Source organism: Paraburkholderia sp. USG1, assembly GCF_031570135.1.
Taxonomy (GTDB): Bacteria; Pseudomonadota; Gammaproteobacteria; order Burkholderiales; family Burkholderiaceae; genus Paraburkholderia; species Paraburkholderia dioscoreae.
Genome location: NZ_JAMWXW010000005.1, coordinates 33,446 through 59,314, shown reverse-complemented (window position 1 = coordinate 59,314; position 25,869 = coordinate 33,446). Strand labels below are relative to the sequence as shown.

Sequence of the window (25,869 nt, the reverse complement as noted above, 5' to 3'; positions counted from 1 at the left end):
ACAGCTCGTTTGGAATCGTTTCGAGAACGGAGTAATCGAAACGATTGCAGCACGGAGCGACTTCCACATCGCGCACCGGCACAGATCAAAATCGCACCCCCTCAATCCCCCGCCGCCTCCGGCTCATGCGACGCCAACCGCGCCTTCGCATGCCGCATCTTCTCCAGCGTCTTCGGCCCCGCTTTGAGCGCGACGCCAATCGCCAGCGCGTCCATGATGCAAAGATGCACGAGTCGCGACACACCCGGCGTATTCGGATCGATCGGACTCGGCACGCGCAGCAGCAGCGGAATATCCACCAGCCACGCGAGGCGCGAGCCGACATTGGTCAGCGCAATCGTGGTTGCACCACGTTCCTTGGCAATCTGAATACTTTCGTTCACTTCCACACTGCGGCCCGAATGCGAAATCGCAAAGGCCACATCGCCCGGCTCCATCAAGCCTGCGTAAAGACGCTGCAGATGTCCGTCCGTGAATGCGGTAGACGCAATATCGAGCCGCAGGAACCGCAATGCCGCGTCTTGCGCGACCAGCCCAGAGCCCGAACCGACGCCGAAGAAAAACACCCGCCGCGCGCCCGACAACGCCGCGATCGCACTCTCGACCACCGCGGGGTCCAGAGCGCCGCGTGCATGCGTAATGCCGTCGACAGCCGCCTCGCCCACCTTGTCCATGAGCGTCTGCACGTCGTCGTCGCGCGCCACTGCCGTGGAGGCATACGGCACGCCGCCCGCCACGCTCTGCGCCAGCTGCATCTTGAAGTCGCGCAGGCCATGTGCGCCGATCGCGCGGCAAAACCGCGTGACGGAAGGCTCGGACACCTCCGCGCGCTGCGCGAGTTCGGTGATGCTCGCGCGCATCGCGAAGTCGACGTCGCTCAATACCATGTCGGCGACCTTGCGCTCGGCGGGCCGCAAATTGGCAAGTGCGCTGCGAATGTGGGGAATCAAGTTCGGTGCGGACACCCGGTGTTCCTTAAAAGCGCTCCCAGACCTGTCGCTTCGCGCCAGGCCCCCGAGGGGGCGAGAAAACTTGGGGCGGCCCGGTCTCAAACGGCAACACGCGGTTCAGACCAGCCTGCGTCCACTCTCCGTATCGAACAGGTGAATATGCTCGGCCGGCAAACGTAGCGCAATACGCTCGCCGGGCTCGATCTTCGAGCGCTGGCGAGTCGTCACGCACCACGTGCTGCCGCCTATTTTCCCGTACAAGTGGGTCTCCGCGCCAGTTGGCTCGACCACTTCGACTTCCATCGTGGCGTCGGGTGTCTGCGCCATTGTCTCGATGTGCTCCGGCCGCACACCGAGCGTGACCTTCGCGCCGACCACGGCGGAAGCGGGTGCGCGCTCCAGCACGATCTCGCCGCCGCCGTCCGTGAGTTTCAGCGCGAGGCCCTGGCCTTGCGCGCGGCTCACGATCATACCTTCGGCAAAATTCATCGACGGCGAACCGAGAAAGCTCGCCACGAACAGATTCGCCGGATGGTCGTACAACTCCAGCGGACGGCCGATCTGCTCGATACGCCCCGCGTTCATCACGACAATGCGGTCAGCCATCGTCATGGCTTCGATCTGATCGTGCGTCACGTAGATCACCGTATTCTTCAGCCGCTGATGCAGCGCCTTGATTTCCGTGCGCATCTGCACGCGCAGCTTGGCGTCGAGATTGGACAGTGGCTCGTCGAACAGGAACAGCGACGGCTCGCGCACCACGGCGCGGCCCATTGCCACGCGTTGCCGTTGACCGCCCGACAGCGCGCGCGGCAAGCGGTCCAGATAACCGCCGAGGTTCAGCATTTTTGCAGCGGCTTCGATCCGCGGCTTGAAACTCGCCGCCGACTCCTTGCGAATCCGCGGCCCGAACGCGATGTTTTCATAGACCGACAGATGCGGATATAGCGCGTAGCTCTGGAACACCATCGAGATATTGCGCTGCTGCGGCGCGAGACCGTTCGCGCGCGTGCCGCCGATCATCAGATCGCCGCCGCTGATCTCTTCGAGCCCCGCCACCATGCGCATCAACGTGCTCTTGCCGCAGCCCGACGGTCCGACCAGCACCACGAATTCGCCGTCGTCGATGTCGAGATCGATGCCGTGCACCACTTGCGTGTCGCCGTAGCGTTTGAAGATGCCGCTCAGTTGCACTGCTGCCATGCTGTCCTCATCGTCTTCTTTCGTTGACTCGATCTCGTGCCTGCGCACAGGTTGCTTCAGGCGGTTCAGAGCGATTCGAGCGTCAGTTCTTCCGCCATCAGACGGTTGCCGGCCATCAGGCCGCCGTCCACCGGCAACGCGACGCCGGTAATCACGCGCGCCATCGGCGAGGCGAGAAACAGTACCGCGTCGGCAATGTCGTCGGGCGTCGCGAAATCGCGCAACGGGTACCACTTTTTCAGGTCTTCGAAGACCTGCGGATTCTTCTCGACGCGCGCCTGCCAGGCCTGCGTCTTCACCGTGCCCGGACACACGATGTTGGCGCGAATGCCGTAGCGGCCCAGTTCGAGCGCGAGTGCCTTCGTATAACTGATGAGCCCGGCTTTCGCCGCACTGTAGGCCGGATGACCGAGCGCGGCCATGCCGTTCACCGAGCCGATCAGCACCAGCACGCCCTGCCGCCGCTCGATCATGGACGCGCGCACGGCTTCGACCGTGTGATACGTGCCGTTCAGATTCAGATGAATGTCGCGCTGCCAGCTCGCGGCATCCGTCGTGGCCAGCGTCAGACCTTGTGCCGCGCCGGCGTTGGCGACCAGCACGTCGACCGGGCCGCGCGCCGCGACTGCCGCGGCCACTGACCGTTGCACCGCGGCGGCATCGCCGAGATCGACTGCGATTGGCGTGACATACGCCGCGCCGAGTTGTGCGGTCAGCGCGTTCAGTGCGGCGGCGTCGATGTCGACCGCCAGCACCGTATCGCCCTGCTCCACGAAACGCTTGCACAACACGCTGCCGATGCCGCCGCAAGCGCCCGTTACCAACACCGTACGATTCATGTCCGCCTCGTTCTTCAGCCGCGCCGCCAGCACCCGATTAGCTTGTAAATTTCTTACATAACCTGGCTTGACGAGTTACCTGGCCATCCCAAAGATTGGGTATCCGTGACTTCACATTACACAGAATATCGCCTGATTTACAGCATCTTATGCACAAAACCGACCGGGAAAAAATATGGCAGACCCTACGTGACAACCGGTTTTTCGTCATGTAGGATTTTTTCAAACAATCCAACCCAAAGCGGCCGGCGACGGCAGCAAACCACCCCACCATCGCTGGATGGGACCGGAGTAAGCGCTAAACCGCTAACCCCGTTCGACACAGGAGAGAGAAATGTCGTTGCATGCCCGTGCTTCCCTCGCGCTCGGCAAAGTTGCCGTGGCGCTCGCGTTTGCAGGTATCGCCGTCGCGGCTCACGCCGACACGGTCCGCGTGACTGTCGCGCACTACAGCGACGCAACCGCGCCATACTTCGAAAAGATGGCCCGCAACTTCGAGAAGGCCAATCCCGGCACCACCATCAAGATCGAAGACGTGAACTGGGACACGCTGCAACAGAAACTGCAAACCGACATTTCCGGCAACGCCAACGCCGACCTCGCGATCGTCGGCACGCGCTGGCTGCTCGACTTCGTGAAGGACGACGTCGCGGAACCGCTCGACGGTTACATGGACGCAAGCTTCAAGGGCCGCTTTATCGGCCCGTTCCTCGCCCCGGGTGAAATCAACGGCAAGGTGTACGGCCTGCCGATCGCCGCTTCGGCACGCGCGCTGTACTACAACAAGGACCTGCTCGCGAAGGTCGGCTATCCCGACGGTCCGAAGACCTGGAACGACGTGATCGATGCGTCGAAGAAACTGAAGGCGCAGGGCATTGCCGGCTTCGGTCTGCAAGGCAAGGAAATCGAAACGGACGTCTACTATTACTACGCCCTGTGGACCAATGGCGGCGACGTGGTCGGCAAGGACAACAAGGCGGCATTCAATTCGCCGGCCGGTATCAAGGCGGCGACGCTGTACAAATCGATGATCGATCAGGGTCTGACGCAGCCGGGCGTGACCGGCTACAGCCGCGAAGACGTGCAGAACCTCTTCAAGCAAGGCCGCGTTGCGATGGTGATTTCGGCGCCGTTCCTGTCGAAACAGATCAAGAAGGAAGCGCCGAACCTGAAGTACGGTATCGATCCGATTCCGATGGGCACGACGCACGCCACGTACGCCGTCACGGACTCGATCGTGATGTTCAAGAACTCGAAGGTGAAGAAGTCGGCATGGAAGTTCCTCGACTATCTGTTCACGAAGGAACCGCGCGTGGAGTTCACCACGACCGAAGGCTTCCTGCCGACCACCAAGGCTGAATCGACTGACCCGGCGTTCAACGATCCGGACACGAAGGCGTTCGTCGCGTTGCTGCCCACGGCCCGCTTTGCGCCGACGGTGACGGGTTGGGAAGACACCGCGAAAGCCGTGACCGACGCAATGCAGTCGATCTACCTGGGCAAGGCGAAACCGGCTGACGCATTGAATGCGGCGGCCACGCAGGCGAACAAGTCGCTCGGCAAGTAATCGCGCAGTGATCTCCTGCTGAAATCGTACTGACCCCGTCGCGATCTGCTGAACACGGAACGCGCGCCGCCACAGGAAAGGCGGCGCGCGTTTCGGTCGTAATGCACTATCTGGCCCATCCCGTCGCGCCCGCCGATCAACGCGGCCGCGTCTTACGATCGAGCACGCATGAGCCGTTCTGCTTCTTCGCGCCTGCAAGCGCCCTGGTTGCTGATAGCGCCGAGCCTGATACTGGCGCTCTTCATCATCAGCTATCCGATTTTCAACATCGTGTGGCAATCGCTGCACGAGGTCTCGCGCTTCGGCGCAATTCGCGACTTCACCGGCCTGCAGAATTTCTACACGATCTTCGGCGACCCCGCGTTTCTGGCAGCCGCCAAACGAACCATTGTCTGGACCGTGTGCGTGGTCGGCGGCACGGTGCTGATTTCGGTACCCGTTGCGCTGGTATTGAACCAGGATTTCTATGGACGCGGCGTGGCGCGCACGATTGTGATGCTGCCGTGGTCCGTCTCGCTGACCATGACCGCCGTGGTCTGGCGTTGGGCCTTCAACGACGACTACGGCATGGTCAACGTGACGTTGCAGAGGCTGGGCCTGATCAGCGGTCCGATTCATTGGCTGGCCACGCCGGAGCTCGCTTTTCCGGTCGAAATCGCAGTCGGCATCCTGGTGTCGATCCCGTTTACGGTGACGATTCTGCTCGGCGGATTGTCCTCGGTGCCCGGCGATATCTATGAAGCCGCGCGCATGGACGGCGCGAGCGCCTGGCAGCAGTTTCGCAAGCTCACCATGCCGCTGTTGCGGCCGTTCATCAACATGACGATTCTGTTGAACGTGATCTACGTATTCAACTCGTTCCCGATCATCTGGGTGATGACGCAGGGCGGCCCGGACAACAGCACGCATATTCTCGTCACGTATCTCTACGAGCTTGGTTTCCGGCTGGGGCGTCCCGGCGAAGCCGCGGCGGTCTCGCTGATCATGCTCGTCATGCTGTTCGTTTTCTCGATCGCCTATCTGCGCCTGCAGCCCGCGAAAGAAGGAGATCCGTCATGACTCTCAGCATCAAGATGAAGCGTTCGCTGTGGTGCTGGCTCGCACTGTCGCCCCTGGTCGTGGTGGTGCTGTTTCCGTTTGCCGTCATGCTGTTCACCGCTTTGAAGCCGGCCTCAGAGATATTTGTCTACCCGGCGCGGTGGCTGCCGGTGCATTGGCAGTGGAGCAATTTCTCCGACATGTGGGTGGCCGCCAATTTCGGCGTGGCGCTGCGCAACAGCACGGTGATCAGCTTGCTGTCGACCGCGCTTGCGCTGGCCGTCAGTCTGCCGGCCGCTTATGCGTTGGCGAGATTTCCGTTTCGCGGACGCGGCTTCTACCGTCAGTTTCTGCTCGTCACGCAGATGCTGTCGCCTATCCTGCTCGTGGTCGGGTTGTTCCGGCTGGCGGCGATGATTCCTTATGGCGACGGCAACCTGGTGGACTCCAAAATCGGCGTGATCGTTTCTTACGCGGCCTTCAATATCGCGTTTGCCGTGTGGATGCTCTCTTCGTACTTTCAGACGGTGCCGCGCGATCTGGAAGAGTCGGCCTGGCTCGAAGGATGCGGACGGACCAAGGCGGTCTTCAAGGTGTTCCTGCCGCTCGCGGTGCCTGCGATTGTCGTCACCGCGATCTTCACGTTCATCAACGCGTGGAACGAGTTCGCTGTGGTTTATACGTTGATCCGTTCACCGGAGAACAAGACGTTGACCGTGCAGGTCACCGACATGGTTGCCGGGAAATACGTCGTGGAGTGGCATCTGGTCATGGCCGCCACGCTCTGCGCGACGCTGCCGGTTTCGGTTGTGTTCGCGTGGCTACAGCGGTATCTGGTGAAGGGGCTCGCGTTGGGCGCGGTGAAGTAGCTTTTCAGGAAGGCGCGGCAGGTGGCGGCCTGCCATCGCATTCGTCATGCGGCGTTGCGGCGATTGTCAGAGCGCGAACCCGCCTAACGGGCCGCGCTCGCCTCATGCTTCGTGTTACTCCGTACCGCGCACAATCCGCAGGTCGCGCTCGACGCCATCACCCAACGCCTCCAGCGCTTTCTTGTAGGCATCGCTTTCATAGGCGGCGACGGCCGCTTCGTAGGTCGAAAACTCGATGACGACCGTACGCTCCTTCAAGCCTTGCTCACGGGCCTCGTCCGCCACGCCACGCACGATGAACTTGCCGCCGGCAGCCGCCACGGCGGGCGCGGCGAGTTGCGCATACGCGGCCAGTTTTGCCGCGTCCTTCGTTGCGCGATATGACGTCACCCAATATCCCTTGCTCATTTGAAGCTCCTTTCAACGTTGGAAAAGCAGTCGTTGTCGTGCACGACGGCAAAGACGGATTATGACGCTTGCCGGCATCCCTGTTGCTCGCAGGGTCAATCGTCGGCATTGCTGTGGTGAATTGTAAGACCCCGGCTTGCATGCCGTCTCGAGCCAAGTTCTGCAAATACCGGCAATTCCGGTTACGCTGTTTGCGACTGCCGCTCTGGAACCGAAGCCGGCGCGCAACAGATTATCTCCAGCCGCAACTATCTCGCATGGGACCAGGAACACCCCAATGACACAAGCGCTCACCATCGATTTTGTCTCCGATATCGCGTGCCCGTGGTGCGCAATCGGCCTCTCCTCGCTCCAGCTCGCACTATCGCGCCTTGGCGACGCGGTCGACGCTCGAATCGTCGTGCATCCGTTCGAGCTGAATCCGAACATGGGGCCGGACGGCGAGACCATTGTCGAGTATCTCGGCAAGAAATATGGGCGTACGCCGGAGCAGATCGCCGAAACGCATGCGGCGATCCGCGAGCGCGGTGCGAGCGTCGGTTTCACGTTCGGCCCGCGCACGCACGTCTACAACACGTTCGACGCGCACCGCCTGTTGCATTGGGCCGGTGTCAAAGGCGGGCAGTTGCCGCTCAAGCTGGCGCTGCTGCGCGCTTACCACTCCGAAGGCAAGGACACGAGCGACCATGAAGTGCTGATCGAAGCGGCGCAATCCGTGGGACTCGACGCCGCGGAGGCTCGTGACGTATTGCGAAACGGAACATACGCGGCCGAGGTTCGGGCGGAGGAGCGGAATAACGAGGCGATGGGCATCCAGTCGGTGCCGGCCATTATCTTCAACCGTCGCTACCTGGTGAGCGGCGGACAGCCCGTGGAAACTTTCGAGCAAGTCATCCAGCAGATTCTGGCCGAAGCGAAGAACGAAGCTTCGCAGGACACGTAAGGCCGCACGTTGCCATGCGCCGGCAACGCCGCGCGCGGTGGAAGATGGAACGACTGCGCTTCTGGGCCGGAGCGTTCCGGTTGACTGACGGCCTTGAACCCCGCGCTTGCACTGTGACGTATGCCCGGCAGATGCCAGGGCATACGTATTCACACATCACTCGACGCCAGGCCGCCTAGAACGCGTGACGCATACCCACGGTGACCGCCACTTGCGTGTTGGTCGCTGACGGCGACAACGTGTTGATCATGGCATGCGAGAGTACGGAGTCCGCAGGCGCCCCGTGCACGTTCTGATAGACGCCTTCAAGATAGAAGTCCGTGCGCTTGCTGATCGCATAGTCGGTCTGCAGCATGGCCGTGTTCCATCCCGGCGACGAACCGTTATATGCGCCATGTGTGTACGTGTATGCGCCCGATACGGTCACCGCCGGCGTGAGCGCGTACTTGGCGTTCACTTCGTAGTTGTCGAGGCGCAATGAGCCATTCAGCGATCCAGCAGACGTGTCGCCCGAACCGAGGTAGCTGCCCGTGCCGAAGGAGAACACACCCGACGCGTTGTCGATCTGAGTATGGCTCCAGACCAGCCCCACAGTAGCGGGCCCGAATGTATAGTTGCCGCCCAGCGACCAGATACGCTGGCGTTGCGCGAGGAAGTTCGCGCTTGCATCGCCCGACGTCACCGCGCCGCTGCCGTCGCCCGCGTTGTTCAGTTGCAGATAGCCTGCAGCGAGATTCAGCGGACCCTGCGCATACGAAATGCCGAACCCGTATGACCGGTTATTGCCGAAGTCGCCCGCCTTGTTGCTGAACGAATACATCGTTTCGAACGTGACGCCGCGGTAAGTCGGGCTCGCGTACTTGACCGAATTGTTGATGACGACGGAATTCGCAGAAAGGTTGTCGTTTTCGAACGGATGCGCGGCCATGCTGCCGCCCCACGTGTTGAATTCCGCCGTGAGCGGTCCGACCAGGTCGTTCATCACGTCGAACTGGCGACCGAACGTCAAGGTACCGAAAGGATCGCTTTGCAGGCCGACCCATGCCTGAGAGCCGAAACCATCGCCGGAGAATGCCTGGGCGCCATTGTTCAGCAGGAAGCCTTGCTCGAGTTTGAAGACCGCGTGCAAGCCGCCCCCCAGATCCTCCGAGCCCTTGAGGCCGAACACCGTGTTCTGCGTCGAACTGGTCACTTCCTGCCAATTACTGTGCCCAAGCTGATTGTTCGTGTAAACCAATCCAGTATCGATGAGGCCGTAGAGGGTCACGCTGCTTTGCGCATGCGCCGACATCGTAAATGCGCCGAAGAGCGCGACCGAGAGTAAAGACTTTTTCATACTTGTTGGCTCCGTGATCGTGATCAAGCAGTAATTGAGGGGCTCAATTGCTCTTTCCACCAGCGCCATGACCGCACATGCAATACGTTTGCAACCGTTGTTGCGCAAACTGCGAGAAGCATAAGGTGTTGTTTATTGATTATTGCGCGTCACGTGATTTCAATGGCTTGGCCATCGTGCGCGCTGATTTATTGCATGGTTTCAAATCGGCTCAATGAACGCGTAACAGCCAGTGCGGCGGAAAACGAGCAGTCCAATCATAGGGCGATGAAAATAAATGGGGTGTCAAAAAATTAGCCCCGTGGCGCGAAAAGAACAATGAGGGGACGAAGCTTAACGTTTTCCGGTATACGCCGCGAGTCGGCGTGACGGGATGCCGAGGGCGAAAAGGCGGATAGGGCCGCCTTTCTCATAGATTTGAAATTGATTGGAAAGCGTTGTGTAGCATCCGCCCTGGCACGCGTCCGTCTTAGGGTTTCTTGAAAGCGCTATACAGTGTCTTTGCAAGCGTGCTCAACTCGCCACCCTGCTTACGGAGCGAAGCGATCTCTTCGCCGCTCTCCAACGTCCTTTCGACTCTGCGGGTGCGGTCTCGCGCGACGGCATCCAGGATCGCCTGCGGCAGAGCAGCCAGTTGATCGACTACCTCGAAATCACCTAAACCGGTGAGCATCGGATTGTCGGAACCGCTGAGCATGGATCGTGCGTCGGCTTTGAACAGCACCAGCGGCTTGCCCGCGTGCCACGCGAGGGACGCCTCGACAACCGTGCCTTCATCGGCAACGCGGCCGTTGAGATTGGCGACGACCGCATCAGAGCGCCTGAGCAACTGGTACGTATCCAGACTGAAGATTGCACGATCGAGGATATGCGCGGCTTCTTCGACCGAGGCGCCGAGTTTCTCGAGTTCGGGCTTGAGTTTCGCGAATTCCAGACCGTCGCGATGCGGAAGAAATGTCGTCAAGCCCGCGGCCTCCAGCGTAGCTGCGATCGAATCCATTTCCGATCGCTCGGCGGCATTGAAGAGCGGCCCTGCGCAATACACTCGTGGCATCTTTTTGTGTCCCCTGAGGATGGAGGAATCGTGAATTACTCCCGCAGCGAGAGTGTCGGCATTCATTGCACGAGCGTTTACGATAACGACGGGCGAAGCAAAGTCAATGTGGAGCGTTAGTCACGTTACTTCCCGGTGCAGTCGGAGCGAGGGCAAGCAGATGGCTTGTGAACCCCGCTCGCCCCTTTGCCCGCCATTCAGTCGTCATGCCGATGCTTGTGATGACGCTTGCGCGACCCATAGCTGCGGGAATAGTCGTCCGCGTACGAATTGGAGCGCGAGATATTGCCGCCGAGCGCCGAACCCGCACCGCCGCCTAACGCAGCACCGACCAGACCGCCGCCGCGACCGCCCATCGCATTGCCCGCCGCCGTGCCCGCACCGCCGCCGAGCGCGCCGCCGATAATGGCGCCCGTGCGCTCCCTGCGGTTCGACGTGACCGCGCCTCCTGCGCCGCCGCCTACCGCGCCGCCGAGCACGGCGCCGGTGCTGCCGCCCAATGCGCCACCCACAGCAGCGCCGGCGACGCCGCCGAGCGCGCCGCCAAGCGCGTTATTCATATCGCCGGCCAGCGCCGACAACGATGCCGAAGCGGTAAGCACTGCAACGGCAACCATCCGGAGGATTCTGTTCGACATAAAAGTCCTTTCATTGTTTGGGACGGCGCCGAGTATAGCCGTGCTTTTGAAAGGTTTTTGTAACTACGCCGCTTCACGTCCGTAAGACGTGTAACAAATAATCCGTGGGTTTGAGGGGGCGTATTTCGGTGGTGGCGTGCGATGCCATATCGGCAAGCCGGTGTGCCGCATGAGTCGCGCTTTAAGAACCCTTGGCTGGGCAGGAGAAGAAAACCGCCGGCTTTTCTTAGCCATCTTACGGATCGCTAATCATCCGCCTTTTCGTGTCAATAGTGCCGGCGGGCAGACGCCGTTACGCCGTCTGCCCGCCAACCGCTCTTCGAACCTTATCTGCGCCGCGTCTTCTTCAGTTCGATGGTTTCGAACAGTTCATAGTTCTGGGTCGGTGTTTGATCTGCACCGGGCGCGTGATAGTAGTTCATCGTAATCGTGGTCTCGCCACCCGGGTGCCCCGGATCATGATCGAACACGGCGATGCCATAACCGGTGCCGGTATCGCGTTGCGCCGACCAGATCGCATCCTCCACGGCGTCCGCACCCGCGCGCACGAAAGTCCCTGCCGCCGTACCGGCAACCGGGCGGTTGGGCCGCGTGAAAATACGCGCTTGCGGCAGCCCTGTACCGGCATCCACGCCATAGACATCAAGCGGCGCGCTCGTGCCGCCGCCGCCGAGAATCAGGTGAATCGTGCCGCGGCTCGTGTCGAACGTCGACGCGCCCGAAGACATCGCCGACATCACCGGTTTCGGCTGCAACGTATCCACCGGACGACCCGTCGCGATGTCGGTGCCCTTGTTGTGATTGCAGCCACGCACGGGGTAACTGCGCTCATAGTCGTGATCGTGACCGCACAGCACGAGGTCCACACCGTAGCGGTCGAACAGCGGCAACCAGGCCTCGCGAATTCCTTTGTCGGAACCGTTGCCGGTCTTCGATGAACTGAGCGCGTCCTGATGCATCTGAACCACGATCCAGTCGACCTCGTCGTCTTCGGCCGCGCGGTGCAATGTCTTCTCGAGCCAACGTGTCTGCTCGCCGGCGCTATATCCGCGCACATAGAGCGACGTGCCGGGCTGAATGGGCGGATTGCCCGTGCTGGCAACCGGCACCAGCGCATCCGGGCCGGCGACGAAGGCCGCCGCGTCCTGATAGACCACGTCGTCTGCATCGAGCGAAACGAAGAGCACGGAGCTCACGCGAAAGCTGTACCAGCGGCCCTGAAAGCGCGTGTGATTGTCCGGCAGCGTATAGCGCGCGAGATATGAGGCAAGCCCTTGCTCACCGTTATTGAACTCGAGCTCGTGGTTGCCCGGACACGGCATCCACGGCCGGTTCGACGCCGACGTCTGGCAGTTGTTGCCGAAGTCGCGCCATACGTCCGGCTGCTGCGCGGGATTCAGATTGGCGTAGCAAAGGTCGCCATTGAGCAGGTGGAACAGCGGCTGAAAGCGCTCGACCGCCTGCACCGCGAAGCGGCTTTGCGGCGACGACAGCACCCAGCCCGTGTTAGGCGTCGCGAGATCGCCATAGCTCGTCCAGCGAAACGGCGCGCGTCCGCGCGGCGCCGTGCGGAAGCTCGCCGTAAAAGGCTGCGCCGCATTGCTGTCGTTCTCCGCACTCACCTGGTATTCGTAGCTTGTATCGGGCTTCAGATCACGCAGACGCGCGTGATAGGTGAACACGACTTCGCCGTTGAGGCCGTCCGTGTACGTGGACTGGATGCCATGCACCGTATGCTTCGCCGCACTCGCCCCGCCGAAGCGTACCTGTGGGTTCACCGCAGGTGCAAGCGACGCCCACGACACCGTGACCTCGCTGGTCGGATCGCTGCCCCATGTCAGGTGAATCTGTTCCGGTGTGCCGTCGGGCGCGCTGTTCGCCGCGCGCGCCGCCGATGAAAGCGTGCCCGCCGCCGTAGCGAGACTGGACGCGCCGGCCAGCTTCAGGAACCCACGTCGCGAGACGATGGAAGCGCCCTGCTCGGCCGGCGAAGCCTTAGCGATTTTTCTGTTCGACATGTCTGTGTTTTTTGTGCGGAGGTGGAAGGACGCGGACCTGTGAGCCTCGCGACGAGTCATCCTAGTCGACAGGTTATGACACTCGGATGAAAGCACCGAAAGCGGACAATCTAACCCACCCATTCCGCATTGAAACATTGAAAATCAGGCGGCTAACAGCTTGGTAGACCGATATATACCTCGACTGAAAGACGGACGGCGCGACTCTAAAAAAACATCCGCCCAGAAGTCGAGTTTTTAGTGTGAGGTCTAAATAAACGGCACTAGCAGGAATAGTTTCCCAATGGCATCCGCCGCAACCTTCTTACGCGACTAGACAATTGATTTGCAGACACGCGCGAATGCTAACTCGAACGGCGCAACCTGGAATTTGGCGGCACTCGGCAAAGCGCGCCGAAGAGAAGCCGGCGCATGCATCCATTGCGGATCATGCGCCGGCAACAAACCTGCGCTCAGGTCTGCGGATTCATGTCGTCGGTGGGCTGGGCGTTGTCGGCAACGTCCTGCTTATCGTCGTCCTTCTTTTCCAACATTGATTCCAGCTTACCGGCACCTTCGAAACCAGCAACAGCGGCGATGCCTTTTGTAAGCAAACCCGCCTCGGGATCCACTTTTTCTGCTGCTTCAACGGCGGCGATCGCCCCCGCAATCTTTCCTGCTTCGTCCAAGAGTCCCATCTCGCTCTCCTCGAGAAAAAGTGAGCTTCCATCCTCTCATGAACTTGACACCTTGTCGTCAAATGTAAAATGGACAATGACGTTTCGCTGACGCCGCGTAGAGGCGCCACAGACCTTCAAGTCTGGCAGGCGTGACAGCTAGCGCCCCGGCGGCTGCGGATTATTCGCCGGATTGGTATCGAATCTGGAAACGCGCTGTATTCCATCTTCGCTGACCAGTTCAAATAGTTCGTTCTCCATTGTATCCGCAACGTCCTTGCCGTAAACTTCGCTGCCGTTTACGTAGACAGTAAACGACCGCAAGTACCTGGCTTTCTTCTCGGGGTTCTCGATTGTCTCGCGGGTCCATTGATAAAGCGGATAGTTCTGCGTGCCCTGCCGTTGCGCTTCGCTCACATAGTCGGCGAAGGCATCGAACTGACATTTCAATGTCGCGTCGTGTCGGCGCAGCACCTCCCAAAGCGCGCCACGCGGCGCGCACGCCGGGTCAGCGCGTAAAACGTCGGCCAGTTCCGGCGAGACGGTAATCCGTAGTTGGAATTGCAAGGTCGGTTCCATATCGGCCTCCGTGCCGGAATTGATGAGCGCTCATTCCTTCGCGGAATGCGCGGCAGCCTTTTCATCGATCTGCGCAATCTCGTGCCCCTGCACCGGCCTGCCAAGCAGAAAACCCTGAGCATGCGTGCATCCGCATACGCGCACGAAATCCAGTTGCTCCTGCGTCTCGATGCCCTCCGCCGTAGTCGGCATGCCGATTTCCCGCGCCAACGCCACGATCCCACGTACCACCGCAGCGGATTCCCGCCGATGCACGGACTCCTTGACGAATGAGCTGTCTATCTTGAGCTGGTCGAATGAAAAACGCACGAGGGTCGACATGGTCGAAAAACCGGTGCCGAAATCGTCGAGCGCGAGACCAATACCCAATGCTCGCAGCCTCGCGACGTTGCGCCGGGTCACGACATCGTCATTCAACAACACGGTTTCCGTGACCTCGATGTTCAGGCGCTGCGGCGGCAGTCTGGTCTTGCGCAGAATCCCCGCGACGGCCGAAGCAAACGACTCCTCCCTCAATTGCACCGGCGATACGTTGACGGCGACGGTGACCTTGTCGCGCCAGGTCACCGCTTCCTTGCACGACTGCAGCAAAGCCCATTGTCCCAAAGCCAGAATGAGGCCCGTGCGTTCGGCAGTAGGAATGAATGAGGATGGCGGCAACTCGCCGCGGGTCGGGTGGGTCCAGCGTATCAGCGCCTCACGGCCGCACACCGCGCCGCTGCTGAGATCGACAATGGGCTGGTACTCCATGCGCAAGCCGCTGAACGAATGCAGCGCGCCTTCCAGATCGCTGCGCAGCAGGCTCAGGCTTTCATCCGACGCATGCTTCGCGGCATCGAAAATGGTGAACGCGCTCTTGCCGCTGCGTTTCACGGCATATAGCGCGCGATCGGCGCAAATCAGCAACTGCGGACCGGTTCTCGCGTGGTCCGGATAGAGCGAGACGCCCACGCTCGCACCGATATGCACGAGCGCCTCGCGCAGTGCGAACGGGCGTGCCAGAGTCTTCACGATGCGATCCGCCAGAATCCGGACGTCGCGGGCCTGCCCCGCACCGTCGCAAAGCGCCACGAACTCGTCGCCTGCCAAGCGCCCGACGAGGTCGCCGCTCGGCAACACTTCGCGCAATCGAATAGCCGCTTCCTGAAGAATCTGATCGCCGGCCGCGTGGCCGAGACTGTCGTTGATGGCCTTGAATCCGTCCAGATCGATCAGTAAAACAGCGAATGATTGGTCTTTACTAACCGCGCCCATCTCCGTGCGCTCCAGCAGAAGTTCACTGAGACGCGCGCGATTAGGCAAGCCCGTGAGGCTGTCATGATGGGCGAGACGATGGCTGCTTTCCCGCGCGAGGAGCAACGCGACCGTGTCGCGATTGCTGCGCAGCGCAACCGTAAAGAAACCGGCGGCGCAGAAAGGGGCCTGAAACAGCAGCACCAGTTTGCCGGAGCCGGGAGAGAGCGCCGCGCCGAGAGCAAGCGGTAAAAGAATAAAAGTAATCTGCAGCATGACGAGCCGGGGAGTGCCCGCGTTACGTCCGGCCAATCCGCCGATAACGCCCACTGCACACACGTTGCCGAGCAGAAATAGCGTTTGATCTCCGCTGATATTGCAAAGCAGCGCGCCGAACCCGAACAGCACGCTCCAGAACAGGCTCGCGAACAGAAATGCCGAGGTGGGTGTCGGCTGGTTGCTGGCGCTGCGCGAGCAGCACACCCAGATCAACGCGAGCCGGGCGATCAGCAACGCGATAACTGCGCTACCCCAACCTGCGTAAAGGGGTATGGGATGAAGATAATAAGCCGTTGCGCAGACGCTGATTTCACAAACCGATGCAAACACGATCGACGAGGTTCGTGTGAACAGGTTGGCCAGCAATATCTGCCGATTGTCTGCGCTCAGACTCTGGGAGGAAGAGACGACCCACTTGAAAAATGGAGACCCTGGTTCGCTGAAAGCCATGACCTACGCATTTTTAGTGGTGGATGGATCAAAAACGGCGAGCGTTGCAAGTATTACGTGAAACATAAAGTAGCAGGTTTATTCGACTGAGGAAATGCCCGGTTCATCGGGAAGAAGAAAAAATTACGGATCGGCGCGGGTGGTTGGCTTTGCGGCTCACCGCGCACCGCGCGGCTTGCGCTTTGCCCTCGCGTGTTCACGGTGTGCGTCGGCCCGTTCGTGGATCATGTCGATGAGCGCTCGCAACCCGGCAGGCACGTGACGACGGCCGGGATAGTACAAACACAGACCGTCCAGCGGCGGCGTCCAATCCTCCAGCACGCGCACCAGCGTGCCCGCCTCCAGATCGGCGGCGACATTCCATTCGGTCAGATAGGTCACGCCGAGGCCGGCGCGCGCCGCTTCCAGCATCAGGTTCGGCTCGTCGAGCGTCAGCGCGCCTTTTCCGTCGATTCGGATCGTCTCGCCGCGGCGCTGAAACTCCCATTGATAGATCGCGCCGCTCGGCATGCGCGTGCGAATACAACGGTGCGCCAGCAGATCAGCGGGCGTGCGCGGCGCTTTGTGCTGCGCGAAATAAGCGGGACTACCGACAACGGCGAAGCGTTGCTGGTCGCCGAACGGCACCGCAATCATGTCCTGCGGCACCGTTTCGGCCAGACGGATACCCGCATCGAAACCTTCCACGACGATGTCGATCAGCCTGCCCTCGGTCACCAGATCGATCTTCATGTCGGGATAACGCTGCAAGAACGCGATGAAGACCGGCATTGCCTGCCTTGCCGCACCCACCGACGTGTTGATGCGCAACGTGCCCGACAGCGTGTCGCGAAAGCTGCCGGCCTGTTCGATCGCGACGCGGATCGTAGATATCGCGGGCGCGACGCTGTCGACGAACTGCGCGCCCGCCTCCGACAGCGAGACGCTGCGCGTGGTGCGATTGAAAAGCCGTACGCCGATACGCGCTTCGAGCGCCGCCACCGCGTGACTGAGCGCGGACGTCGACACATCCAGTTCAGTGGCGGCCGCCCGAAAGCTGCGATGACGCGCGACGGCCAGCACAGCCTCCAGTTCGCCCAAACCCGATGTTTTCATTGTCCTGGATTGCTCAATGCGATGTGCTTGATTGTACGGCTAGTCAACTCAATGGCACAGGTCTATCGTGATTCGTTCAGAGCCTTCATGGAGCAATCATGCAATTCATCGACAAGATCTATATCGACGGCGCGTTCGTCACGCCGCACGGCAGCGAAATGTTCGATCTCTTCAATCCGGCGACAGAACAGGTGATCGGCCAGGTTCGCCTTGCCGACGAACAGGACGCCCGCGACGCCATCGCCGCCGCAAAACGCGCGTTTCCCGCCTTTTCCCGCACCGGCAAGGGTGAGCGCATCGACATGCTGAAGCAGATGCATGAAGCCGTCGTGGCAAGAGAAGACGAGCTTTACGAAGCGATCACCGACGAATATGGCGCACCGGTATCGCGCGGCCGCTGGATGGCGCAGCATGCCAGCAGCGTCCTGCTCGAAGCGGCGAAGGTATTGCAGGACTATGCATTCACGCGCCGCGCGGGCAGCGCCGAAGTCGTGATGCAACCTCTGGGCGTCGCCGGTTTGATCACGCCGTGGAATAGCGACGCGGGCTTCATTTGCGGCAAGCTCGCCGCCGCTCTGGCAGCGGGCTGCACGGCCGTCGTCAAGCCGAGCGAGATGAGCGCGATCCAGACGCGCATCGTGACCGAGGCGCTTCATGAAGCGGGCTTGCCTGCCGGCGTGTTCAACATCGTGACGGGGCGCGGCGACACCGTGGGCGCCGAAATCAGTTCGCATCCCGATGTCGCCAAGCTGTCGTTCACCGGCTCCACGGCCGTCGGCAAGACGATCTTGCGCGCGGCGTCCGAAACGTTGAAGCGCGTGACGCTCGAACTCGGCGGCAAGTCGCCAGTGATCGTGCTCGACGATGCGAACTTCGATCAAGCTGTGCCTCTCGCCATTCAGGCCGGCTTGATGAACAGCGGGCAGGCGTGTATCGCAGGCACCCGCATTCTGGTGTCGCGGCATCGGCTCGCGGAGTTCGAAGCGCGCGTGCAGGAAGAAGTCGCGCACATCCAGGCCGGCGATCCGCGCGACCCGAAAACCACCGTCGGGCCGATGGTCAGCCAGAAACAGTGGGAGCGCGTGCAGCGCTATATCCGCATCGGCATCGACGAAGGCGCGCGTCTGATCGTGGGCGGCCCGGGGCGGCCGGATGGTGTGGACGCCGGCTGGTTCGTGCGCCCGACCGTTTTCAGCGATGTCACGAACGACATGACGATTGCGCGTGAAGAGATTTTCGGCCCCGTGCTGTCGATCATCGGCTATCGCGACACCGAAGAGGCCATTGCTATCGCCAACGACACGAGCTATGGCTTGCAGGCTTATGTTTTGTCGCGTGACAACGAGCGAGCGCATGAGGTTGCGTCGAAGATCGAAGCGGGACGCGTACTTGTCAACACGCTGGCCCATGAGCCGGCCGCGCCGTTCGGCGGCTTCAAGCAATCCGGCATTGGGCGTGAATACGGCACGTTCGGGCTCGAAGCGTTTCTCGAACCCAAGTCGGTGCTTGGCGTTTTCCGACACCCGGCGGCGGACTGATCGCCTCGAGCTCGTGGCAAAACTCTGCGTTGCGTGAGTTTCCAAACACCGGCGGTATCGTGCAAGACATTCTGCATGAGTCGAGTATCGATGTACGATGCCGTATAGTGGATGCACCGCTGATCTCCAGCGGCCTGCCCGCACATTGGCGCGATGGGGGACCACAAGATGACCGTTGCAAATACATCGATGAACGGGTCTCACGAACCCGTGCCGGAGTCGCTGCAGACCTTGGTCGAATATCTCGAACTATCGCTCGACAAGGCGGCGAGCGTGGTGATGACGCGTCATACGGCCGACGCCTGTACCGTCTACCTGGGCGATCCGGCCGGCCTGCTCGAGGAAATGAAGAGGCTCGGCACGATTGCCATCCCGCTCGCCAATGAGATGCTGGAACTGACCCGCTCCGGCGTCAATGAGATGGAGATCGGCGGCCAGGCCTACCGCTTCGTTCGCACTTTCACGCAGGTCGAAAACGCCGCAGCAGTCGTTTTCTCCGCGACCTAGGAGCAGCGCGAGGCGCCGGCCAACAATGCTGTCCGGCGCGCCGTTGACGGCACGGCGATCCGCCGCGTTATACTCTCTGAATGAATACGAAACCGATCACGCTGAATTGTTGGTGGCGCGCCTGACCCAGGCGGCCCGTTTCCACTCGACCATCGAAACGTGATGCCGCCAGTCCTGGCGGCATTTTCGTTTCTGCGCGCTGACGGCTGGCGGTATCGACAAACGCAGAACTCTGACCATGACAGACGCAAACCAGACTACGAACCCGTCCATTATCCTCACCGGCGACCGCACCACCGGCCCGCTGCATCTTGGCCACTACATCGGCTCGTTGCGCTCGCGCGTGCAGCTTCAGCACGAAGCGCAGCAATTCCTGCTGCTTGCCGATGCGCAGGCCATGACCGACAACGTCGGCCGCCATCAGAAAGTCACTGAAAACGTGATCGAGGTGGCGCTCGACTATCTCGCGGTCGGCATCGACCCGGCCAAATCGACTATTTTCATTCAGTCGCAGGTGCCGGAACTGGCGGAATTGACCCAGTATCTGCTCAATCTCGTGACGGTCGCGCGCCTTGAACGCAACCCGACCATCAAGGCGGAAATCGTGCTTCGCGGTTTCGAGCGCGACATCCCCGCCGGCTTTCTGACGTATCCGGTCAGCCAGGCCGCCGACATCACCGCGTTCAAGGCGACGCGCGTGCCTGTGGGCGACGATCAGTTGCCGATGATCGAACAAACCAATGAACTGGTGCGCCGTTTCAATAACACGGTCGACAAACAGGTGCTGGTCGAATGCGAAGCGGTGCTCTCGCACGTCGCGCGGCTGCCGGGTATCGACGGCAAAGCCAAGATGAGCAAGTCGCTGGGTAACGCGATTACGCTGGGCGCGAGCCCGGACGAAATCACCAAGGCCGTGAACAACATGTACACGGACCCTAACCATTTGCGCGTCAACGACCCGGGCCAGGTGGAAGGCAACGTTGTGTTCGCGTTCCTCGACGCCTTCGAGCCGGACGTACCGAAGGTCGACGAGCTCAAGGCGCACTACCGCCGCGGCGGTCTCGGCGACAGCGTGGTCAAGCGCGTGCTCAACGAACGGCTGCAAGCGATGCTCGCCCCCATTCGCGAGCGCCGCCGCGAGTTCGAAACCGACCGTGCAGAGGTGCTGAACGTTCTGCGCCTCGGGACGCTGCGGGCGCGGGAGGTGGCAGGCGCGACCGTGTCGGAGGTGAAGGGCGCGCTCGGCCTGAATTACTTCCAGAACTGAGCGAAGCGCGGCGGCGGGGCGGGCACCGTATAGCCGGGAGCCCGCCTTGCCGGTCTACGGTTTGCCTTTCAGGGTGAACGGAGCCAGCAGGGACTGGACATCGACCCGCTGCCCCTGAAGCAGAAGCAATCTGGCATGAAGCACCGTGTTTTCGAGCACAAGCTTGGCGGTGCTCAGCAGATACAGCGCGTGGATGTCGGATACCGACAGATTGCCGGATTCAACCTGGTGGTGGCGCTCGACGAGAGAGGTCATCACAAGACGCCGGAGTTCCTGCTCTCCGAAAGGGAGGTCGGCGTAGTCGATCGGGTCGTCGGCTTCGACTTCTCTCAGCATGTCAACAAGCGCTTCTGTGCTCACTTCCATGTTTCGGCTCCCACGTTGTCGGTCAGGAACAGCATCCGCCAAACTACGTCCAACACGCTCAGACTACCGGGTCTAATTGTGAGAGTCCAGCGCGAGGGGTTACGTTATGCGTGCGATCACTTATGGCCCAGCTTGTCCGCCGTCTGGAGTGCCGCAACGATCGTGTCATAGACGTGCCTACGGGTTTCGGGATCCGGCGCGCGCAATGCGAATGACGGATGATAGGTCGCCACGACCAGATGCTCGCCGTGCCCGATCGTTTTGCCGAGCGAGTCCTGTAAGCGCGCGTGCGAATCGTCCAGTACCGCTTTTAACGCCGTGGCGCCCAAAGCAACGATCACGCGTGCCCCTACCGCGCGCAGTTCCTGTTCAAGCCAGTATCCGCATGCCTCGATCTCTCGCTGCCCCGGCGTTTTGTGCATGCGGCGCTTGCCGCGCGGCGTCCATTTGAAATGCTTGACCGCATTCGTGACATAGACGTCTTTACGCTTCAGTCCGGCCTCTTCGAGCGCTTTGTCCAGCAATGCGCCGGCCGGTCCGACGAAAGGCCTGCCCTGCAGATCTTCGGCGTCCCCCGGCTGCTCGCCGACCAGCATGATCGACGCGCGCTGCGGTCCTTCGCCGGGCACTGCCTGCGTCGCGTTACGCCATAACGCGCAGCGGCGGCATTCGTCCAAGCTCGACGGTTGCTGGTCACGCTCGACATCCGGATCGGATCGGGCGCTGCTGCGCGAATGTCTGGTCTGCTTGTCGTCGGCCATAGTCGGCAATCTCCGCCTGCATCGCCAGCAAGGCGCGGACCCGGCCGGTCAATCCACTGCGCTTTGCGCCGTGCACATTCGCGCGCTACTTCGGCCTGCCCTCTTCGTATTCGGTGCGCACGCCCGCGGGCAGCCACGGCTCCTTGTGGCAACACCAGAGTTCATAAACCGGCTCAAAAAGACCCACGCGATCGAAGCCGCCGAGCGGCACATCCAGTTCGTCGCTGTCGAGGAATTCCATGAACGCGACCGAGCCACACGTTGGGCAAAAATGTCTGCGCGCGCCAGGCGAACTCTGCCACGCCTGGGTCGGGCCGGTGAATTCCACGGCACTGCGTTCGAACATGGCATAGCCGCCGAACACATTGCCGTGTATACGCCGACAGTTCATGCAGTGGCATATCGACACTCGCCTCGGTTGCGCGCTGACGCGGAATCGCACTGAACCGCACGCACATCCGCCGGTTTCTTCGAAGGCTTCGCTCGTTGTCATCACACACACTCCTTTGCAAACCATTCTCACGCTCGTCCACAGTCTCGACGATACGGGCATGGATGTCGAGACTGGTCGTGGCCGTTCGCCATCTGCCAGCAATCGGCGAGCCGCAATCCGGGTCGGAGTCGAAGCCTCGACATACAGGCACTCACCCCGGTCGCGTTACGGCGCTGGCGTGTCCATCTGCTCCTTTGCGTACTGAGTGGGCGGTAGTCCGACATGGCGGGTGAATGCGACGCTGAATGCGCTCGCCGAACTGTAGCCGACGCGCTCCGCAACGTTTGCAACGCCGCCTTCTTTCCGTCTCAGCAATTTCTTGGCCAACGCCATGCGCCAGGACAACAGGTATTCCATCGGAGCGACGCCCACGGCACGGCTGAAGCGCTCGAAAAACGCCGAGCGTGAAAGTGCCGCTGTGTCCGCCAGTTGCGCAACCGTCCAGCGCTTCTGGGGACTCTCGTGCATCTGACGTATCGCAAGTGCGAGCCGTGCATCGCCGAGCCCGCGCACAAGGCCGGGCGACGCTGCGGTTCCCGCCGACCGGAGCGCCTCGATTAGCAGAACCTCCAACAGACGGGCGAGGACGACGTCCCGCGCGGGACGCTGCTCCCGAGACTCCTCCCGCACAAGCTTCACGAGCGTGGCCAGCCTGCGTTCGCCGCGAACATGCACGAAATCGGGGAGAAGCGACACCAGCAAGGCCGCGTCAGGTGAACCGAAGACGCAATGGCCCACCAGCAGTTGCACGTCAGACGGCCCGTTTCCGTCACCAAGTCTGAATCCGCCGTCGAGCAGCGCCACGGGCACGGTATCCGCGCCCTCCGCTTCGGGTGGCTCGAGGCTCGACATTGTGAAGTCGTACACCTCGGGAATCAGAACGAAGTCGTCGGTCTGGAGGATGATCGGCTCGCGCCCGTTGGTGACGAGGCGGCACGATCCGTCGAGGATCACGCAGTAGAACGGTTGTCCGGCTTCCGAGCGGTGAACGCGCCAGCGACCCGCCCCGCTGACGACCTTCGAAAAGGCGGCGACCGGCTGGAGCAGCGTGACGACCTCCGCGAGCGGGTCGACCATAACCGGACTCCTTCTAATGAAACCTGGACGCTCGATTGTAGCAAGTCCGGCCGTGGCGACTTATGGTGTGGGTACTGCCACCTTCTACAGGAGTCGCCATGAAAACCGTCCTGATCACCGGATGTTCGTCCGGATTCGGCCTCGAAATCGCTCGCTATTTCCTCGATCGCGACTGGCACGTCATCGCCACGATGCGCACGCCGCGAGAGGATGTTCTGCCGCGCTCCGAGCGTCTGCGAGTGCTCGCGCTCGATGTCACAGATCCGGAAAGCGTCCGCCGGGCGGTGGATGCCGCGGGGCCGATCGACGTCCTCGTCAACAACGCGGGGATTGGCGTGCTGAACGCGCTCGAAGGCACGTCGATGGAGACTGCGCGCGAAGTCTTCGAAACGAACACGCTCGGCACGATCGCCATGACCCAGGCGGTTCTGCCGCAGTTCCGCCAACGGAAGGAAGGCGTTATCGTCAACGTCACGTCGAGCGTGACATTGAGGCCGCTCCATCTGCTCTCCGTGTACACCGCCAGCAAGGCGGCGATCAACGCGTTCTCCGAATCCGTTGCTCTGGAACTCGAACCATTCAATGTGCGAGTGCGCGTGGTTCTGCCGGGACGGGCGCCAGAGACGCGCTTCGGCGAAAACGCGCAGTCCCGGATGCAGGGCGGGTTTCCCAAAGCGTACGCGGCCCTGGCGCAGCGCGTCTTCGACCACTGGCAGCAGGAGACTGCGATCACGCGCTCGCTCGACGTGGCAGAAGCTGTGTGGCGCGCAGCGAACGACCCATCGTGCCCCGCTCGCATCGCCGCCGGTGCCGACGCTATAGAGTGGGCCAATTCGCGGTGAGCTGAAATTGCGTTGTGCGATCCGTCACCACGGAACGGTCCTTCCCAGATAGTCGAGGTAATGCAAGCCGGGGCGCCCTTCATAAGCCTCGATCGTATTGACCAGGTTCGGAATGCTTTCTTCAATGGTCAGGCGCGCCGTAGGACCACCCATGTCTGTCTGGACCCAGCCGGGCGCCATAATCAGAAGGGTCCGCGGATACCCGGCGCTGCGGGCTGCGAAGGTACGCATAAACATATTGAGCGCGGCCTTGCTCCCCCTGTAGACTTCATAATTCGCGTTAGTGGCGTTTGTGATGCTGCCCTGCCCCGATGACATGACACCGATAGTTCCCGTCGGCGGCACAAGATCCTGAAACGCCTCGATGACTCTCATCGGACTCAGCGAATTCGTTACTATCACGCGTACGAATTCCTCGGTCGAGACGTCCGCTATCGTTTCGCGATCATCGTTCTTGACACCTGCATTCACAAAAAGCACATCTATGCGCCGATCGGCAAGACGGGCGCGCAGCGCTGCAACCTGCTCCGGAATCGTGATATCGGTAGTTTCCACTTCGAGCGCACCAGCGGAGGCTTGTGCGATCTGCCGAAGCTTCTCTGTCGAGGCGGCTCGCCCGGTGGCGATGACCCGGCAACCGCGCTTCAGATACTCCTCGACCATCGCCAAACCAAGGCCGCGGGAGGCACCGACAATGAGAACGGTTTTCTGCGAAGGTGTGTCTTGCATCGGTAGCTCCGATAAATGAGGCCGCCCCCGAGCATGAAAGTGACGGGCGTGATCCTCTTGAGTGAATCGCACGAACCAATATAGTGGTACACGGGAGATGGCGGAAGCCGCGCTGAATGCAACCAATCTATGCATCAAACGCCATACCTCAACTCTGCCAATTACGATCAAGAGATGCCTGAACCGGACCTCAACCTCCTTTTCGCGCTCGACGCGTTGCTCACCGAGAAAAACGTGACGCGCGCCGCCCGGTCGTTGCATTTGAGCGCTTCCGCAATGAGTCGCACGCTTACCCGCCTTCGCGCTGCGACCGGCGATCCTTTGCTGGTCCGGGCCGGGCGCAACATGGTGCTGACTGCCTATGCCGAAGAGATTCGGAAGCAAACGAAAAATATCGTTCATGAGGCGCGTTCCCTGCTCCAGCCGTCACCGGTGATGCCGGATTTTTCAACGCTGCGTAGAACGCTTAAGATTCGTGCCAATGAAGCTTTCGTGGAAGCCTTCGGTGCAACATTGATTGCTGAAGTGACGGCACTTGCGCCGCATGTGCGTTTGCACTTTTCGTCCAGATCGGAAAGGAACGCGGAATATCTGCGAAACGGCTCCGCCGATCTTGAGATTGGTGTACTGGAAGGAATGGGGCCGGAAGTCCGTGTCCAGGCATTGTTTCGGGACCACTACCTGGGCGTTGTCAGAAAGGGGCATCCGCTCGAAGCGGAACAGGAAGTGACCATCGGGCAGTACGCAGCGTTTGGCCACGTAGTTGCCCCGCACGGTCGCCATATCATCGACTCGCTTGACGCTGCAATTGCCCTGTCAGGATTCGAACGAACAACCGTGGCGATCGTGCCGAGCTTTCCCGCAGCGTTGGCGGTGGCTAGAGCGTCCGATCTGGTAGCGCTACTGCCTGCGTCTTTCATGAAAAGTCAGTACGACTCATCCGTCGACGCCTGTTCCTTTGAGCTTCCTGTGGCGACTGATCGCTTTACGATTTCTCAAATGTGGCATCCTCGTTTGGAGAATGACCCTGTTCATCGTTGGCTTCGGCAACGGGTTCTCACAGTGTGTCGCCAGCGGGTGCCGTTCTGAGCGCAAGTGATCGGTTTCGGGAAAGCGTTGTCCTCGTCCGCTCAC

General features: G+C 61.1%; 26 protein-coding genes. 9 read left to right on the top strand and 17 right to left on the bottom strand.

Going from position 1 to position 25,869, the window contains the following annotated elements; all coding sequences use genetic code 11:
- Positions 1-101: 101 nt before the first annotated feature.
- The 3 genes from NE850_RS08400 to NE850_RS08390 form a co-directional block, all read right to left on the bottom strand.
- Positions 102-965 (bottom strand): MurR/RpiR family transcriptional regulator, encoded by an 864-nt coding sequence (locus NE850_RS08400; RefSeq protein ID WP_007178305.1) that lies wholly within the window; start codon positions 963-965, stop codon positions 102-104.
- 102 nt (positions 966-1,067) lie between these two features.
- Positions 1,068-2,153, bottom strand: coding sequence for an ABC transporter ATP-binding protein (locus NE850_RS08395; protein ID WP_165189344.1), 1,086 nt, complete (start codon positions 2,151-2,153; stop codon positions 1,068-1,070).
- A gap of 65 nt (positions 2,154-2,218) precedes the next feature.
- A complete protein-coding gene (locus NE850_RS08390) occupies positions 2,219-2,992 on the bottom strand; it encodes an SDR family oxidoreductase (RefSeq protein ID WP_165189347.1) in 774 nt (257 codons plus the stop codon).
- A 334-nt stretch (positions 2,993-3,326) separates the two neighbouring features.
- On the opposite strand from NE850_RS08390, the gene NE850_RS08385 reads away from it, so the two are divergent.
- The 3 genes from NE850_RS08385 (at position 3,327) to NE850_RS08375 (ending at position 6,466) form a co-directional block, all read left to right on the top strand.
- Positions 3,327-4,559 carry a sugar ABC transporter substrate-binding protein gene (locus tag NE850_RS08385; RefSeq protein WP_007178308.1) on the top strand — a complete coding sequence of 411 codons (1,233 nt, stop codon included), beginning with the start codon at positions 3,327-3,329 and terminating at the stop codon, positions 4,557-4,559.
- 168 nt (positions 4,560-4,727) lie between these two features.
- Positions 4,728-5,618, top strand: a complete 891-nt coding sequence (locus tag NE850_RS08380; RefSeq protein WP_007178309.1) for a carbohydrate ABC transporter permease — start codon at positions 4,728-4,730, stop codon at positions 5,616-5,618.
- Positions 5,615-6,466: a carbohydrate ABC transporter permease gene (locus tag NE850_RS08375; RefSeq protein ID WP_165189350.1), complete on the top strand. Its 852-nt coding sequence runs from the start codon at positions 5,615-5,617 to the stop codon at positions 6,464-6,466. Before NE850_RS08380 ends, NE850_RS08375 begins: the two co-directional genes overlap by 4 nt.
- A gap of 114 nt (positions 6,467-6,580) precedes the next feature.
- Here the strand turns inward: NE850_RS08375 and NE850_RS08370 are convergent, their stop codons facing one another.
- Entirely contained in the window at positions 6,581-6,874 is a 294-nt protein-coding gene (locus NE850_RS08370; RefSeq protein WP_007178311.1) for a DUF1330 domain-containing protein, read from the bottom strand.
- 277 nt (positions 6,875-7,151) lie between these two features.
- On the opposite strand from NE850_RS08370, the gene NE850_RS08365 reads away from it, so the two are divergent.
- Entirely contained in the window at positions 7,152-7,817 is a 666-nt protein-coding gene (locus NE850_RS08365) for a DsbA family oxidoreductase (RefSeq protein ID WP_165189353.1), read from the top strand.
- A 175-nt stretch (positions 7,818-7,992) separates the two neighbouring features.
- Here NE850_RS08365 and NE850_RS08360 read toward each other — a convergent pair whose 3' ends face one another.
- The 8 genes from NE850_RS08360 to NE850_RS08325 all read right to left on the bottom strand — a co-directional run bounded on the left by NE850_RS08360 (position 7,993) and on the right by NE850_RS08325 (position 17,155).
- On the bottom strand, positions 7,993-9,153 hold the full coding sequence (locus NE850_RS08360; protein ID WP_007178313.1) for a porin: 1,161 nt from the start codon (positions 9,151-9,153) through the stop codon (positions 7,993-7,995).
- A gap of 469 nt (positions 9,154-9,622) precedes the next feature.
- Positions 9,623-10,207 (bottom strand): nucleoside 2-deoxyribosyltransferase, encoded by a 585-nt coding sequence (locus NE850_RS08355; protein WP_165189355.1) that lies wholly within the window; start codon positions 10,205-10,207, stop codon positions 9,623-9,625.
- Between the two features lie 197 nt (positions 10,208-10,404).
- Positions 10,405-10,845, bottom strand: coding sequence for a hypothetical protein (locus tag NE850_RS08350; protein WP_007178315.1), 441 nt, complete (start codon positions 10,843-10,845; stop codon positions 10,405-10,407).
- A gap of 326 nt (positions 10,846-11,171) precedes the next feature.
- Positions 11,172-12,863, bottom strand: coding sequence for a metallophosphoesterase family protein (locus NE850_RS08345; protein WP_007178316.1), 1,692 nt, complete (start codon positions 12,861-12,863; stop codon positions 11,172-11,174).
- 452 nt (positions 12,864-13,315) lie between these two features.
- The gene (locus tag NE850_RS08340; RefSeq protein ID WP_007178317.1) at positions 13,316-13,540 is read right to left on the bottom strand and encodes a hypothetical protein; all 225 of its coding nucleotides are present in this window, start codon (positions 13,538-13,540) and stop codon (positions 13,316-13,318) included.
- 138 nt (positions 13,541-13,678) lie between these two features.
- Complete coding sequence (locus NE850_RS08335; RefSeq protein WP_007178318.1) at positions 13,679-14,098, bottom strand: hypothetical protein; 420 nt, start codon at positions 14,096-14,098, stop codon at positions 13,679-13,681.
- 30 nt (positions 14,099-14,128) lie between these two features.
- Positions 14,129-16,060, bottom strand: coding sequence for a bifunctional diguanylate cyclase/phosphodiesterase (locus NE850_RS08330; protein WP_007178319.1), 1,932 nt, complete (start codon positions 16,058-16,060; stop codon positions 14,129-14,131).
- A 156-nt stretch (positions 16,061-16,216) separates the two neighbouring features.
- A complete protein-coding gene (locus NE850_RS08325; protein ID WP_007178320.1) occupies positions 16,217-17,155 on the bottom strand; it encodes a LysR family transcriptional regulator in 939 nt (312 codons plus the stop codon).
- Positions 17,156-17,253: 98 nt separating this feature from the next.
- Here NE850_RS08325 and NE850_RS08320 point away from each other — a divergent pair, with 98 nt between their 5' ends.
- The 3 genes from NE850_RS08320 (at position 17,254) to trpS (ending at position 20,467) form a co-directional block, all read left to right on the top strand.
- Positions 17,254-18,693, top strand: coding sequence for an aldehyde dehydrogenase family protein (locus NE850_RS08320; RefSeq protein WP_007178321.1), 1,440 nt, complete (start codon positions 17,254-17,256; stop codon positions 18,691-18,693).
- Positions 18,694-18,861: 168 nt separating this feature from the next.
- On the top strand, positions 18,862-19,200 hold the full coding sequence (locus NE850_RS08315; protein WP_007178322.1) for a hypothetical protein: 339 nt from the start codon (positions 18,862-18,864) through the stop codon (positions 19,198-19,200).
- Positions 19,201-19,438: 238 nt separating this feature from the next.
- Positions 19,439-20,467, top strand: coding sequence for a tryptophan--tRNA ligase (gene trpS, locus NE850_RS08310; RefSeq protein ID WP_310698634.1), 1,029 nt, complete (start codon positions 19,439-19,441; stop codon positions 20,465-20,467).
- 54 nt (positions 20,468-20,521) lie between these two features.
- Here the strand turns inward: trpS and NE850_RS08305 are convergent, their stop codons facing one another.
- The 4 genes from NE850_RS08305 to NE850_RS08290 all read right to left on the bottom strand — a co-directional run bounded on the left by NE850_RS08305 (position 20,522) and on the right by NE850_RS08290 (position 23,164).
- Entirely contained in the window at positions 20,522-20,833 is a 312-nt protein-coding gene (locus NE850_RS08305; protein WP_007178325.1) for a hypothetical protein, read from the bottom strand.
- Positions 20,834-20,949: 116 nt separating this feature from the next.
- The gene (locus NE850_RS08300; RefSeq protein WP_007178326.1) at positions 20,950-21,594 is read right to left on the bottom strand and encodes a UdgX family uracil-DNA binding protein; all 645 of its coding nucleotides are present in this window, start codon (positions 21,592-21,594) and stop codon (positions 20,950-20,952) included.
- Positions 21,595-21,679: 85 nt separating this feature from the next.
- Complete coding sequence (locus tag NE850_RS08295) at positions 21,680-22,087, bottom strand: GFA family protein (protein WP_007178327.1); 408 nt, start codon at positions 22,085-22,087, stop codon at positions 21,680-21,682.
- A gap of 165 nt (positions 22,088-22,252) precedes the next feature.
- Positions 22,253-23,164 carry an AraC family transcriptional regulator gene (locus NE850_RS08290; RefSeq protein WP_165189358.1) on the bottom strand — a complete coding sequence of 304 codons (912 nt, stop codon included), beginning with the start codon at positions 23,162-23,164 and terminating at the stop codon, positions 22,253-22,255.
- A 98-nt stretch (positions 23,165-23,262) separates the two neighbouring features.
- Here NE850_RS08290 and NE850_RS08285 point away from each other — a divergent pair, with 98 nt between their 5' ends.
- A complete protein-coding gene (locus NE850_RS08285; RefSeq protein WP_165189361.1) occupies positions 23,263-24,006 on the top strand; it encodes an SDR family oxidoreductase in 744 nt (247 codons plus the stop codon).
- Positions 24,007-24,030: 24 nt separating this feature from the next.
- Here NE850_RS08285 and NE850_RS08280 read toward each other — a convergent pair whose 3' ends face one another.
- Positions 24,031-24,735 carry an SDR family NAD(P)-dependent oxidoreductase gene (locus tag NE850_RS08280; RefSeq protein WP_007178330.1) on the bottom strand — a complete coding sequence of 235 codons (705 nt, stop codon included), beginning with the start codon at positions 24,733-24,735 and terminating at the stop codon, positions 24,031-24,033.
- A 174-nt stretch (positions 24,736-24,909) separates the two neighbouring features.
- On the opposite strand from NE850_RS08280, the gene NE850_RS08275 reads away from it, so the two are divergent.
- Positions 24,910-25,824: a LysR family transcriptional regulator gene (locus NE850_RS08275; RefSeq protein ID WP_035517412.1), complete on the top strand. Its 915-nt coding sequence runs from the start codon at positions 24,910-24,912 to the stop codon at positions 25,822-25,824.
- Positions 25,825-25,869: the final 45 nt, after the last annotated feature.